A 14,053-nucleotide genomic window follows, 5' to 3' on the forward strand; every position below is an offset into this window, starting at 1 on the left:
GCAACTCGATGGCTTTAACTGCTGCATCCGGGTCCGGGCAATCCTACACCCAGATCCTGAAGTCGACGGCCCTGATCGGCGGCTCGTCCGTCGTCAACATCCTGTTTGCGATAATCCGCAACAAGGCCATGGCGGTGCTTCTCGGCCCAGGCGGTGTCGGGTTGATGGGGCTCTACAATTCCATAGCCGACCTAGCGCAGAATCTGGCCGGCCTCGGTATCCAGGCCAGCGGCGTTCGCCAGATCGCCGAATCGGTAGGATCCGGTGAAGCCGACAGGATCGCTCGTACGGCCATTGTGCTGAGGCGGATATCCATCGTTCTGGGATTGGCCGGCGCGGCACTTCTTGCAGCCCTTTCCCTTCCGATCGCCGAGTTCACCTTCGGCGATAGCCAGCATACCGCGGGTGTCCTGCTGTTGTCGGTGGCGATCTTCTTTCGGCTCGTGTCGGCGGGACAAATCGCCCTGATACAGGGCATGCGGCAGATCGCAAACCTTGCCCGCATCAACATGTTTGCAGCTTTATGCAGCACGGTCATCAGCATACCGATGGTCTATTTCTTCGGCGAGCAGGGCATCGTGCCGTCGCTGGTTGCCACGGCCGGCATCACGATCCTTACATCATGGTGGTATGCACGTAAAATCCACATCAACGTGCAGACCATGTCGCTGCCGCAGATGAGCCAGGAGACAGCTGCCCTTCTGAAGCTGGGTTTTGTCTTCATGGTCAGCGGGTTTCTGACCGTAGGTGCTGCTTACGCGATCCGCATTATCGTGCTGCGGGAAGATGGTGTTGCGGCTGCGGGGTTGTATCAGGCGGCATGGGCTCTCGGCGGCCTCTATGCCGGGTTCATTCTGCAGGCCATGGGCACCGATTTCTATCCACGCCTGACAGCGGTTGCGGGCGATCACGCCGAATGCAACCGCCTCGTCAATGAGCAGGCGCAGATCAGCATGCTGCTCGCCGGCCCGGGCGTAGTTGCGACGCTCACGCTCGCGCCGCTGGTCATGAGGCTGCTTTACTCTCCTGAGTTCTATCCGGCCGTCGACCTGCTGCGCTGGATTTGCTTGGGCATGATGCTGCGTCTCGTCGCGTGGCCGATGGGGTTCATCGTGCTGGCGAAGGGAGCGCAGAAGATCTATTTCTGGACGGAGGTAGCGGCTGCAATCGTGCATGTCGGCCTTGCCTGGCTTCTGGTCACGAAGCTCGGCTTTATCGGTGCCGGCATGGCCTTTTTCGGGCTCTATGTCTGGCACAACATCCTGATCTACCTGATTGTGCGCCGACTAACCGATTTTCGCTGGTCGCGTGAAAATATCAAGCTCAGCCTGATCTTCCTGCCTGCCTCTGCCGTGGTTTTCGGTGCGTTCCAGCTCTTGCCGCTTTGGCAGGCGACCGCCCTGGGTGGCGTGATCGTGCTCGTCAGCGGGGTCTATTCGTTGCGGATGCTTTTGCGTCTGATGCCACCGGATTCGTTTCCGGCAGCGCTCCGGCCCTGGCTGCCAAAATCGGCCTGAACTGAAAAAGCCGCCGGCGATTGCCAGCGGCTTTTTTGCTCGGATCGATCTCGATAGGAGTCGGCTATTCCGCGGCCCGGATGCTGCTTGCACCGAGGCACTCGCGAATCGTGTCGACCACGGCGAGAAGCTCGGCGTCCATCATCTGCGCATAGAGCGGTAGAATGATGGTTCCGTTTTGTGCGGCGACGCTGTTCTGGAGGCTCGTGCCAAGGCGGTGTGTTTCGGGGGCTGCATAGGCTTCCTCGAGATGAATGTTCATCACGCCGCGCCTTGTCGAGACGCCCCTGTCGAGCAAGGCCTGCATGGCCGAGCGCTGACCGACCCAGTGCGGCAGCCTGATGCAGTAGCTCTGCCAATTGCTGCGCGCCCAGCTCGGCTCCAACGGCGTTTCGACGCCGGGTATATCCTTGAGAAGCTTGGTGTATGCGGCAGCAAGCTGCCTGCGTCGGGCCACGATCTCGGGAAGCCGCTTCAGCTGTTCGCGTCCGACGGCCGCCTGCATGTCCGTCATGCGGTAATTGTAGCCGATCTCGGGATAACTTTCGTAGATGACCTGACTGGAACCGTGGCGGACCGTATCTGGCACGCTCATGCCATGCTGGCGCCATAGCTTGAACTTCCGGTCATATTCCGGATTGGCGGTCGTCAGCATGCCGCCGTCGCCGGTGGTCACGACCTTGCGGGGATGAAAGGAAAAGCAGGCGATGTCGCCGTGCGGCTTGCCGATCTTTTCCCACTGGCCGTTCCAGAGAATTTCGCTGCCTGTCGCGCAGGCGGCGTCTTCGATGACCGGGATGGAATAGCGCTTGCCGATCTCGACGATCTGGCGCAGGTCGCAAGGCATGCCGAGCTGGTGCACGCAAAGGATCGCCTTCGTATTGCGTGTGATCGCGCCTTCGATCAGGTCCGGGTCGATGTTGAAGCCGTCTGCCTCTATATCGACGAAAACCGGAACGCCGCCGCAGTAGCGGATGGCGTTGGCGGTGGCGATAAAGGAATGGCTGACGGTGAGCACCTCGTCGCCGGGACCGATATCCACGGCCCGCAGCGCCAGGTGAAGTGCCGTGGTGCAGTTCGATACCGCGCAGGCATGCGGCGCGCCGACAAGCTCGGCAAATTCCTGCTCGAAGGCCGCGACCTCGGGTCCCTGCGTTACCCAGCCGGACAGAATTACCCGACGAACCGCTTCGACTTCGCGTTCGTCGAGGATGGGCTTGGCAACCGGTATCATTCCGCTGCCTCCCGGGTCGCAGCACTTTCGGCCTGCCACCAAGCGACAAGACCGCGAAGACCGTCGTCGAGCGGGATCTGGGCCTCAAAGCCAATCATATCCCGCGCCTTGGTGATGTCGGCGAGCCGGCGCGGCACGGCATTGACCTTGCGTGCCGGTGCGTGCGTCGGCTCGATCGACGAGCCCATGATGCGGGTCAGCTTCTGCGCCAGTTCGAGCAGGCTGGTCTCCTCACCGCTTGCGACGTTGAACACCTCGTCGGTGACGTCGGACTTTGCCGCCAGGATGTTGGCGCGCGCGATGTCGGCGACATGGACGAAATCCATCGTCTGCGAGCCGTCGCCATGGATAAGCGGCGGCTGGCCGGCAGCCAGGCGCTCCATCCAGCGGATCAGAACCTCGGTGTAGACGCCATAGACGTCCATGCGCGGGCCGTAGACGTTGAAGTAGCGAAGCGCGACATAGTTCAGGCCGTACATATCGGCGAAGCTGCGCAGCAGCCCTTCATTGAAGGCCTTCGCCGCACCGTAGATCGTGCGGTTGTTGTAGGGGTGATGCGCCTCTGTCGTGGGAAAGCTTTCCGCCAGCCCGAGTACGGAGGCGGACGACGCCGCGACGACCTTGGACACCTTGGCATTGACCGCCGCTTCAAGCACGTCGAACGTGCCGCCGGCGAGAACGTCGAAGGCCAGTCGCGGCTCCTCGGCGCATTGGGTGATGCGGATCGCCGCCTGGTGGAAGACGATATCGACGCCGTCGAAGAGCTTTGCCAGCAAAGGCCGGTCGCGGATATCGCCTTCGACGATGGTGAGCGGAAAGGCATCCATCGCAACCTGAAGATTCTCCCGCCGGCCACGGACGAAATTGTCGAGAATGATGATCTCGCGCGGCTGTTCCTTGGCTACGAGATCGGCGATGTGGGATCCGATGAGCCCTGCCCCGCCTGTGATGAGAACGCGCTTATCTTTCATGGATCGCCCCGTTGTTTTGTGACGCGGTTCGCGTCAGATCCGAATCCGTCCGCCAATGCAGGAATTTTGCAGGCACGCCGGCGACGACCGAGAAAGGTTCGACGTCGGACACCACGACGGCGCCGGCTCCGACGATCGCGCCTTTGCCGATGGTGACGCCGGGAAGGATGGTGGCGTTGGTGCCGATGTCGGCCCATGCCTCTATGCGCACCGGCTTGATTTCGAGGTCTGTGCGCACGATCGGCACGTCCGCCGGCATGCCGGTATGGGCAGAACCAAGCACCTTGGCGCCGGGACCGAAGCCGACATATTCTTCCATCACCAGATTGCGCGCATCGAGAAACGCTTGCGGGCCGATCCAAACATTGTTGCCGATCACGCAGGTGCCGTCATAGCGGCCCTGGATATTGGCCTGTGCGCCGACGAAGACGCCATTGCCGAACTCGAATGTCTCGGGGTGCTTGAACACCGCACCGCTGCCGACCTGAAGGCGGGCGCCGCAGCTACGTGAGAGCGCGCGCAAGACGGAGCGGCGCATCAGCGCGTCGACGAAGCCGTCGCCGGATGAAAACCGGCCGTAGAGTTCGACCAGCCCCGAAGCGCCATAGGATGTCTTCAGGGTGTCTGCCAGTTCGAGTTCGTAGGCGGGGTCGGCAAGGATTTCCTGCCGGCCATGAACCGCCTTGACGATACGGGCAGCGTGAGCGGGATCAAGCGACATAGGCTTCCTGCTCCACAGCAGCGACCACCTGTTCTACCTGCCTCGATGTCATCTCGGGATAGATCGGCAGCGAGAGAACCTCACGCGCTGCGGCCTCTGATTCCGGGAATGCGCCTACCTTGTAGCCAAGGTCCGCATGTGCTTTCTGCAGATGGACGGGGATGGGATAGTGCAGTCCCGTCTGTACGCCTTCGGCCTGCAGGGCGCGCTGCAACCCGTCGCGATCGCGCGTCCGAACGGCATAGATGTGATAGACGTGGCGGCGATCCGCGAGCTCGGTGGGCGCAGTCACCTGCCTCGATCCAGCGAGCAGTGCCGAATAATGCCGTCCGTGGTCGCGACGCGCCTCGGTCCAGTCTTCAAGGTGCCGAAGCTTGACCCGCAGGATCGCGCCCTGGATGCCGTCCATGCGATAATTAAAACCCTTCAGCGTGTGGTGATAGCGCTGCTCCTGGCCCCAGTCGCGCAGCATGCGGATCGTCTTGGCGTGCTCGTCGTCATTGGTGACGACGATGCCGCCCTCGCCGCAGGCACCCAGATTCTTGCCGGGATAGAAGCTGAAACAGCCCGACGTACCGATGCTGCCGGCGCGCCTCTTCCTGTATTCGGCACCATGGGCCTGGCAGGCATCCTCGATGACCGGAATTCCGTAGCGGTCGGCGATCTCCATGATCGGCGCCATGTCGGCCATCTGGCCGTAGAGATGGACGGGAACGATGGCCTTGGTGCGCGCGGTGATCGCTGCTTCGAGCTTGGCCGGGTCCATCGTGAAGGTGGTCGGTTCGATGTCCACGAACACCGGCAGTGCGCCCGTGTAGCAGACAGCCGAAACGGAGGCGACGAAGGTGAAAGGCACGGTTATGACTTCATCGCCGGGACCGACGCCGGCCGCAAGCAGCGCCAGATGAAGCGCGCTCGTTCCGGTGTTGACGGCGATTGCGTGCTTTGCGTCGCAATAGGCGGCGAACTCACGCTCAAAAGCTGCAACTTCGTCGCCGAGAACATATTGGGCGGAAGCCAGCACGCCCAGGACGGCGGCATCCACCTCGCCCTTGATGCTCGCATACTGGGCCTTGAGATCGAGAAACGGGATCATGCTATGCGCCTCGCGCGCTCGAGTTCGATGACGCGCCCGCGTTGGGCAAGCGACTGGGTGGCGGCTTCAAGGATGCGTACGACGCGCAGGCCGGCATGGCCGTCGGCCGTCGGGACCTTGCCCTGTTCGATGCAGTTAACGAATTCGCGAAGCTCGACGCCAAGGGCTTCGGTCGAGTCCAGCTGCGGCGCCCACATGTCGCCGGTGCGGTAGCCGACCAGCATCTGGTAGACCTTTTCGCCGTTCTTCTGCGGGTTGCCGTTGAGCGTGATGCCCTTGTCGTAGACCTTGATCTTCTCGCTGGGCTCGAGATCGTCATAGACGATCATCTTGCTGCTGCCGCCGATCAGCGTGCGCCGGACCTTCACCGGGGCCAGCCAGTTCACATGGATATGCGCGATCATGCTGTTGTCGAAGAACAGGTTGAGATAGGCGATGTTCTCCGGCTCGCCCACGACGTGGCTCATGCCCGTTGCCGAGACGGCCACCGGCTTTGCCGGCAGGACATAATCCATGATCGAGAGGTCGTGGACGGCGAGATCCCAGACGACGCTGACATCGTGCTGGAACAGGCCGAGATTCACGCGGACCGAGTCGTAATAATAGATGTCGCCAAGTCCGCTTTCGACGAGCTCGCGCATTTTCCGTACCGCGCCGGTGTGAACGAAGGTGTGGTCGACGGCCAGCACGAGCTTGCGCCGCGAAGCCTCGTCAACCAGCCGGCGTGCCTCGTCAGCGGTCGCCGCCATCGGCTTTTCGACAAACACATGCTTGCCCGCCATCAGGGCGCTCATCGCCAGCCTGAAATGCGCGGAAACCGGAGTGGCGATCGCGATTGCATCGACGCGCGGATCGCGCAGGACTTCGTCGAAGTCGTCCGTGATCTCGACGGCCGGATACCGCGCCTGGACGCTGACCAGCCGCTCTTTCTTGAGATCGCAAACGCTGATCAGCCGCGCACCCGGCGTCTCGGCAAAATTGCGAACGAGGTTGGGACCCCAGTAACCGTAACCAACTACTGCAACGCCGATCATGTCACTCTCCCGAAACGATGCGGCGGACCGGAGCGTCCTTGGCTCTGCCGACGATCCGCGCAGGAACGCCGGCGACGATCGCGTAGTCCGGAACGTCCTTGGTGACGACGGAGCCGGCGCCGATGAGCGCACCCCTGCCGATGATCACGCCAGCGAGAATGGTCGCATTGCTTCCGATTGAGGCGTGTTGCCTGACCAGCGTGGGGATGACGGTCCAGTCTTCGTCGGTCTGGAGCCCGCCATCCGTGGTCACGGCGCGCGGATGAAGATCGTTGGTGAACATGACGCCATGGCCGACGAAGACGCCGTCTTCCAGCGTCACCCCTTCACAGATGAAAGTGTGGCTCGAAATCTTGCAGTTCTGGCCGATCGTGGCATTGCGCTGGATTTCGACGAATGTGCCGATGCGCGAACCTGCGCCGACATGGCAGCCATATAGATTGACCAGATCCGGGTGATGGATGACCACACCTTCGTCCAGAGTGACATCGGAAGAAATCATTCCGTCAGTTTCCCTGTTTCCTGAGCCGCTGCCCCGCACACTCCGCGATGCGCCGGCTGGATATGGAAACAGAGGAGCAATCCATGCCCGTCATGCCGATCCCCGCCGTTCACTTGCCAGAGTTTTGAAGAAGCGCTGAAAGTAAATCCGTCCGATAACCAGATTTCTTTTCAGGATCGGAGTAAAGGAAAGAAAACGCAGTACATTCCCGTCCGAAAGGCTTAGGCGGCATAGACCGAGTGGCAGGGTCTCAATACCCGCTACTTGCCCAGCAGACGGCATTTGCGGGCTTGCGTGGCACTGAGCTCGGGGCGGTGCGCATAAGCTAAGCGATAGTAAGCCATTCGAGCACTGGAAGGTGCTGGTAATAGTACCCGGCCTAATCCTTAGGGCTTATAGAGTGACCGAGCTATCCTCCGGAGAAATCAGGGATAGAAACCGGACCTACTCGTAAGCCTAAAGTTCGGAGCCAGCGAAAACATCTATAGTTTTGTCAAACTCGCCAGTGAGTCCATGTGGAACGCGTGGCCGCTGATCAAGCGCGGAGGTAGACAGAGTGCAAGTCGGGGAACGGGTTTTCGAACAGATACAGGAATCGGACGCAAGGCCGAAGCTGATGATCGCCACGCGGGTGTTTGGCGCCAGTGGCCAGCCCTGGATGTGGCGGCAGGTGGTCGGGCTTCAGGGCTTCCGCAAGGAACTGCTTTGCTGGGAACGGCAGAACGCCGGTACCCAACCGACGACCGACGTTCGCGAGCACGTGCTGCCGGGCAAGCTTGCGCCCTACCACAATGACGGACGCTGGCTCTATCGGTCCCGGGCGATCTTCAATGGCAGCTTCTATGCGGCGATCGGCGAGGAGCGCACGCGCCTGAAGCAGCTGTTCGACAAGGACCGGCCGGATGTCATCCTTTGCAATTTCGGAGACATCGCCATGCGCCTGCTGCCGACTGCGCGCGAGGCCGGCATTCCGCTGGTCGCTTATTTCCACGGCGATTTTTCCTTCATCAGGAACAGGTGGTATCGCTGGAGCCTCTATCGCTGCCTGCATGATTTTGCCGCGATTGTCGTGGTGACGGATGCGGAGCGGCAATGGCTGCGCGAACACGGCGCGCCGGAAGACAAGATCCACTATATCCCCTGCGGTGCGCCGACGGATGTGTTCCGGCCGGTGCCCGAGCGCAGCGACGATCTGGTGCGGTTCGTGATGGTTTCGCGGCTGTCCGAGGAAAAAGGCTGCGATGTTTCGATAAGAGCCTTTTCCGAGGTCGCAAAGCAGAATCCGAAGGTCCGGCTCGGCATTTTCGGTGACGGGGTCGAGCGTGAGAATCTTGGAGAGCTCGTCAAGAGGCTGGGGCTTGTCGACAAGGTGACTTTCCATGGCTTCATCGACGAGCTGAGCCTGGCGAAGAAACTGCCGTTGCATGACATCTTCATCCAGCATTCGCGCATCAAGGAAGGGTCGCCGGTATCGATCGTCGAGGCGATGTCCTGCGCCCTGCCCGTGGTGGCAACGACGATCGGCGGCATCACCGACCAGATCGCCACCGGCCAGAACGGTTATCTGGTTTCGGAGGGCGACATCGACGGCATGATCGCAGCGATGCAGCGGCTTGCATCAGACCCGGTACTGCGTAAGCAGCTCGGGGCCGTTGGCCGGGAGCGCGCCGTGGCCTGTCACGACGCCGCCAAGCAGACGCGGCGTCTCGGCGAACTGGTCATGGATGTCACGCGCATGAGCAGCATGAAGCGACAGGACGCACTGGCCTCATGACCACCGTCCAGATCATCGTGCCGTGCTACAATTACGGCCGCTACCTGCGTGCATGCGTAAACAGTGCGTTGTCGCAGGAAAACGTCGATGTGAAAGTTCTGATCATCGACGATTGTTCATCCGACGATACGCTGGATATGTGCAAGCAGCTGGCGTCCGAAGATCGCCGCGTGGACTATATCCACCATGCGGTGAACAAGGGGCATATCGCAACCTACAATGAGGGTCTGGCACTTGCCGAGAGTGACTATCTCGTTCTTTTGTCGGCCGACGATCTGCTGACCCCGGGCTGCCTGTCGCGGGCGACGGCCCTGATGAACTATCATCCTTCGGTCGGGCTGACTTACGGCTATCCCATACCTGTCTACGGCCCGGCGCTTCCGCCCGCGAGGACCGAGGATACCGGTTGGACGATCTGGCGTGGCGGCGACTGGATCGAGCGCATGTGCCGGGCCGGGAAGAACTTTATCTGCTGTCCGGAGGTGGTGATCCGCACCAGCATCCAACACCGGTTGGGTGGATACAAGGCATCGCTTCCTCATTCGGCCGACATGGAAATGTGGCTGCGCGCAGCCGCCATCTCGGATATCGGCCGCATCAATGGCGCCGATCAGGCCTATTACCGCGTTCACAACGCAAACATGCATCGGACGGTACATGCCGGCTTCCTCTATGATCTGCGGGCGCGCCGCGATGCCATTCTGTCGGCTTTCGAAAACGAGGCTGGTGCCTTGCCGGATGCGGCTGCGATGCAGGAGACTGCGCGGCGGACGCTTGCGCTGACTGCGCTTCGCTATGCCTGCCAGATCATCGATTCCGGCCGCGCCGAAAGTGAACCGGTCGACCTCTACCGCGAATTCGCACTCGATCTCTATCCGGCGGCAGCGAACACCAGGCAGTGGCAAAGCCTTGAGCGCAGGCGCAATGGCGTCGATGGTGCGATCTCGACCGTGGTGGCACGCGGTCACGCGCAACTGCGCGAGATCGCCGACAAATATGCGTGGCGTCGCTGGTGGCAGACCGGGCTGTATTGATCGAGCCGCCAGTCCGCTGATCGGCCGGCTTTTGGGCGCGCAGCGTTAAACGCGTTCCACCGCCGCATCCTTGAGCAGAAGCTCGGAATAGATGTTCGTCACGTCGTCGCGTTCGCGCGCCGGCGAATATTCGGACAGGACGAAGCGGGATGCTTCAAGCCCGCGATCGCGGCACCAGCCGGGTTGGTGGCGTTCCGCGAGAATGGCTTTCTCGACAGCACTCGCGAAACCAAGGATGTCGCCGGACTCGATCGGCGCGCTGAACTCCGGGCGAAAGAATTCCCGCCCCGCAAAACCATGATTGCCGATCACGTAGTTCCCGCATGCCATCGCCTCCGCCGGAGGCAGGCCGAACCCTTCCTGATGGGTAAAGGCAAGGAAGACGCGTGTGGTTCGCAGGCGGTCCGCGACCTGGGAATGTGTCAGCCTGTCCAGCGGCACGACCTCCCAGCCGTCGAGAATTCCCCGCGCCTCCAGCATCTCCAGGACCTGCCGCGCATCTTCGCGCCCGCGCCTCGGCATATAGGCTATGCGCTGTCCGGATGGTTCGCTCCCCGGATGGAACAGTGCCGGATCGATGCCGAGATGGACGCGCCGTATGAGCGCTTCGCGGAACGCCCAGCCGAGCATCTCTTGATTGTGCCGCGAGACGGTGATGATGCCGGCGAGGCCCGGATTGGCCGCGTAGAGACGCGCAACCTGATGGACCGGCCGCTTCCAGGTCAGATGGCTGTTCTGGTTGAAGATGACGTGACGCGTGCCCCGCGGCAGCTGAAGCAGAAGGTCGATATCGACTTCGGGAACCACGAGCAGGTCACCGCCACGCAGGGTCGCGCTGGCGATATCCGTCACCCTGGTCTCATGCTCGAACCACTCGCAGCGGAAGCCGGGACGATGGTGGAGGACAAAGGCGCTGATCCCGGCTGCGCTCAGAATGTCGACGTGCCGGTATATGACGCGTATGCCGCCCGAAGGCTCGGGATGGTCCGGCGTCAGGAAGTAGACCGTAGGCGTCGAGGTCTTCTCGTTGCTGACCTGAATCTCCAACCGGCGCCTGCGCCGGCGATCCTTCGCCTCGCTCATCCTTCGAAACAGGGATCGCGCCAGATTTTCCGCAGACACCAAGGTCATTCTTCAGCTCACCGCTTGCTGGTCATGCTGCCGGAGCTTCGTGATGGCCTAAGCTTGGAGTATCCCCGACCCGTGGGAAAGAGTTCCACGATGCAAGGTGCAAAGCAATTCCACCTTTTATACATCAAAGTAACTACTCACATGACCCGGATATTTACTGCTACCCAAGTTGCAGGAGCGTAAATTCGGGTCTGCCTCAAAGATTATCTGCGAGCGGCCGACATTTGGAACGCGGGTGAACCGGGCAACCAAAATGGTGGATGGAACTTTCGGTGCGGTGCCTGATCACGCCGGCGAGGCCAGGCAGGGCCGGCAGTCAGGAACGGGCAGGCGTTCGTCCCGGGCCGAACAGTCCGCGCGTGAAAAGTCTACGCACCGTGGCCTGCCATGGCCGGTCTTCCTGTTCATGGCGGGATTGCTCATTCCCTGGATCATCACCATCGGCCCGATCCGGATGTCGCTCTATCGCTTCATTCTCCTGGCCTTTCTCCTGCCTTGCCTGATCGGCTGGATAAGCGGCAGAGCGGGGCGCATCAGGATCGCCGACATTTCGTTCATCCTGTATTGCTTCTGGTGCTTTCTCGCGATCGGGATGATCCACGGCTTCGACTATGCGTTTCAGCCATCCGGCATGATCTTCATCGAGACCGTCGGTGCTTACATGCTGGCCCGATGCTTCATCCGCGACGCCGATGATTTCTACAACATGGTGCGCATGCTGCTGCGGCTTGTGACCCTGCTCCTGCCCTTCGCGGTGTTCGAGGCGATAACCGGGCGCAATATCCTGCTGTCGGCTTTCTCTGCGGTCTATCCGACATTTCCCGACAATTTCGTCGATCCCCGCTGGGGCATGCGGCGCGTCCAGAGCGTCTTCGAGCATCCGATATTGTACGGCGTGGTCTGTGCCAGCGCGCTGGCTTTCACCCATATGGTGCTTGGCTACGGGAAGAGCTTTGCGGGCCGCTGGCGCGGCACGGGCATTGTCATAGCAGCGACGTTCTTTTCGCTCTCTGCCGGCCCTATGACGGCGCTGGCCAGCCAGGGAATGCTGCTCGGCTGGAACTGGGCGCTCAGAAGCATAGAGGCGCGCTGGAAGATCCTGTGCGCCTTCGGCTTCCTGGCGGCGATGTCGATAGAGCTTCTGTCCAACCGTTCCGTGCCTGTCGTGTTCATGTCGTATTTTTCGTTCGACGAGTCTTCGGCCTATGTCCGCGCCGAAATATACCGATACGGATCCGCATCGATCATGAACCACCCGCTTTTCGGTGTTGGCTTTGGCTATTGGGAGCGGCCGTCATGGATGAGCCCCAGCATCGACATGTTCTGGATCATCGACGGGGTCCGCCACGGGCTGCCGGCGGAACTGTTCATGGCGCTGGGCTTCTTTGCGGTTTATCTGCCCGTGGCGTTCAAATCGGGGCTCGACGAGAGAACGCAAGCGTACAAGACCGCATTCGTGATCGCGATGACTGGTTTCTTCCTGGTCGGGTGGACTGTCTACTTCTGGAACGCGACCTACGTCATCTTCATCTTCCTGATCGGCAGCGGCGTATGGGTACTCGACGTGGAGACAAACGCCGCAGCGGCGACCCCACGCGACAGATCGCGCGGTGAGACGGCCGGCAATGATCGTCGAAATGGGCATATGGCGGAACGTGGCAAGCCACCCGTCGCGGAAGGCCGGAAACGGCCATACGTCTAATTGCCGACCGGTCTAAATCTATAGATGCCAGCCTACTTTCTGGCTGCTCGTGTATGCCTCAGGTAGCTTCGTAGCGGAGACTCCGCAATCGATGAAGAGTTCGTTCAGCCAATCCTCGGGGGTGCGGTTCATGACTGCCATTATGGAATCCCGCAGGTTCGTCGCCGACCACAGCGCGGTCGTCGAAGAGAAGGTGACGACTGCGACCACGCTGGAAGAGGTCGAAGCGCTTCGCGACGTCTGGAATTCGCTTCACGTCGACGATATCGATTCCGACATCGACTACTACATGACCGTGGTGCGCCATGCCGATCAGGTCATCCGGCCGCATGTGGTTCATATCCGCCAGGACGGGGGAGCCGACCTGCTCGCGGTTGCCCGGCTTGAAAACCTGCCCGTGCCTTTCCGGTTTGGATACCGGCGGCTCGGGTCCGCCACCTTGCGTGCCATCGTGGTGACCTTCGGCGGCATACTGGGTGCAAGGAACAAATACGAGGAAGAAATCGTCCTGCGACACCTGATGAAGGACCTCGACAAGGGTGTCGCGGACCTCATCCTGATGCGCAATGTCGACGTGGACAGCACGCTCTACACGACTGCCCTTGCAGCAACGGGCTGGGCGCAGCGGGCACATGCGCAGCCGGTTTCCCGCCGCTGGATGGCTGTGATACCGGATTCGATGACGCGGTTCCTCGAGACGCGTTCGGCCAAGACGCGAGGCAATTTGCGCCGGCACGACAATCAACTCCGAATGGAATTCGCAGGCCGGTTGGAGCTTCGGCATCTGGATCGTCCAGAAGATGCGGCCGATCTGTATCGAGACATGGAAGCAGTTGCCGCGAAAACCTATCAGCGTGGTCTCGGCGTCGGATTTTCCGGCACGCCGATGCAGTGCGCGCTGATCAAGCTAGGGCTCGATCGCGGCTGGTACCGAACCTGGATGCTCGATATCGATGAGCGCCCTGTCGCCTTCTGGAGCGGCTTTGGCTATGGCGGCACTTTCCAGATCGGCACGCCCGGTTTCGACCCCGATATGAGCAAACTCTCGATCGGGCGCTTCACGATGATGCGAATGCTCGAGGATCTGTGCGCCGATCCAGCCATTTCGGAGCTCGATTTCGGTCATGGCGAGGCCGAGTACAAATCCTCCTTCGGTCGGGCGGTTCGCTCCGAAAGCGAGGTCATGCTTGCCGCGTCGCGGCCATGGCCGACGCTGGTGATGCTTGCGGTGTCGTCGCTGTCCTTTGCCAACAATCTGGTTCGCCGGCTTGTCGAGAATTCCGAATGGGGTCGCCGCCTGAAGGCAGGATGGCGCCGTCGCATGGCCAGCAGGTAAC

The 14,053-nt window shown here is 61.2% G+C and carries 12 protein-coding genes; 5 read left to right on the forward strand and 7 right to left on the reverse strand.

Annotated features, from left to right (window positions below):
* Positions 1-8 precede the first annotated feature (8 nt).
* A complete protein-coding gene (locus tag DZG07_RS02960) occupies positions 9-1,517 on the forward strand; it encodes an O-antigen translocase (protein WP_119814134.1) in 1,509 nt (502 codons plus the stop codon).
* A 64-nt stretch (positions 1,518-1,581) separates the two neighbouring features.
* Here the strand turns inward: DZG07_RS02960 and DZG07_RS02965 are convergent, their stop codons facing one another.
* From DZG07_RS02965 to DZG07_RS02990, 6 genes are read right to left on the reverse strand one after another with little or no spacing between them, the layout of a single operon-like run.
* Complete coding sequence (locus DZG07_RS02965; protein ID WP_119814137.1) at positions 1,582-2,751, reverse strand: DegT/DnrJ/EryC1/StrS family aminotransferase; 1,170 nt, start codon at positions 2,749-2,751, stop codon at positions 1,582-1,584.
* Positions 2,748-3,722 (reverse strand): NAD-dependent epimerase/dehydratase family protein, encoded by a 975-nt coding sequence (locus tag DZG07_RS02970; protein ID WP_119814140.1) that lies wholly within the window; start codon positions 3,720-3,722, stop codon positions 2,748-2,750. The genes DZG07_RS02965 and DZG07_RS02970 overlap by 4 nt, the downstream gene beginning before the upstream one ends.
* Positions 3,712-4,443 carry an acyltransferase gene (locus DZG07_RS02975; RefSeq protein ID WP_119814143.1) on the reverse strand — a complete coding sequence of 244 codons (732 nt, stop codon included), beginning with the start codon at positions 4,441-4,443 and terminating at the stop codon, positions 3,712-3,714. Before DZG07_RS02975 ends, DZG07_RS02970 begins: the two co-directional genes overlap by 11 nt.
* On the reverse strand, positions 4,433-5,539 hold the full coding sequence (locus DZG07_RS02980; protein WP_119814146.1) for a DegT/DnrJ/EryC1/StrS family aminotransferase: 1,107 nt from the start codon (positions 5,537-5,539) through the stop codon (positions 4,433-4,435). Before DZG07_RS02980 ends, DZG07_RS02975 begins: the two co-directional genes overlap by 11 nt.
* A complete protein-coding gene (locus DZG07_RS02985) occupies positions 5,536-6,573 on the reverse strand; it encodes a Gfo/Idh/MocA family oxidoreductase (protein WP_091915767.1) in 1,038 nt (345 codons plus the stop codon). The genes DZG07_RS02980 and DZG07_RS02985 overlap by 4 nt, the downstream gene beginning before the upstream one ends.
* Before the next feature lies 1 nt (position 6,574).
* Complete coding sequence (locus tag DZG07_RS02990) at positions 6,575-7,075, reverse strand: acyltransferase (protein WP_119814149.1); 501 nt, start codon at positions 7,073-7,075, stop codon at positions 6,575-6,577.
* Between the two features lie 556 nt (positions 7,076-7,631).
* Between DZG07_RS02990 and DZG07_RS02995 the strand changes: the two genes are divergently transcribed.
* Both DZG07_RS02995 and DZG07_RS03000 read left to right on the forward strand, forming a co-directional pair.
* The gene (locus DZG07_RS02995) at positions 7,632-8,849 is read left to right on the forward strand and encodes a glycosyltransferase family 4 protein (protein ID WP_119920245.1); all 1,218 of its coding nucleotides are present in this window, start codon (positions 7,632-7,634) and stop codon (positions 8,847-8,849) included.
* On the forward strand, positions 8,846-9,883 hold the full coding sequence (locus DZG07_RS03000; protein WP_119814155.1) for a glycosyltransferase family 2 protein: 1,038 nt from the start codon (positions 8,846-8,848) through the stop codon (positions 9,881-9,883). The genes DZG07_RS02995 and DZG07_RS03000 overlap by 4 nt, the downstream gene beginning before the upstream one ends.
* A gap of 45 nt (positions 9,884-9,928) precedes the next feature.
* Here DZG07_RS03000 and DZG07_RS03005 read toward each other — a convergent pair whose 3' ends face one another.
* The gene (locus tag DZG07_RS03005) at positions 9,929-11,014 is read right to left on the reverse strand and encodes a glycosyltransferase (protein WP_245429568.1); all 1,086 of its coding nucleotides are present in this window, start codon (positions 11,012-11,014) and stop codon (positions 9,929-9,931) included.
* 253 nt (positions 11,015-11,267) lie between these two features.
* On the opposite strand from DZG07_RS03005, the gene DZG07_RS03010 reads away from it, so the two are divergent.
* The gene (locus tag DZG07_RS03010; protein ID WP_245429569.1) at positions 11,268-12,716 is read left to right on the forward strand and encodes an O-antigen ligase domain-containing protein; all 1,449 of its coding nucleotides are present in this window, start codon (positions 11,268-11,270) and stop codon (positions 12,714-12,716) included.
* A gap of 130 nt (positions 12,717-12,846) precedes the next feature.
* Entirely contained in the window at positions 12,847-14,052 is a 1,206-nt protein-coding gene (locus tag DZG07_RS03015; protein ID WP_162931537.1) for a GNAT family N-acetyltransferase, read from the forward strand.
* Position 14,053: the final 1 nt, after the last annotated feature.

Source organism: Mesorhizobium sp. DCY119 (assembly GCF_003590645.1).
In the GTDB taxonomy this organism is placed as follows: Bacteria; Pseudomonadota; Alphaproteobacteria; order Rhizobiales; family Rhizobiaceae; genus Mesorhizobium_M.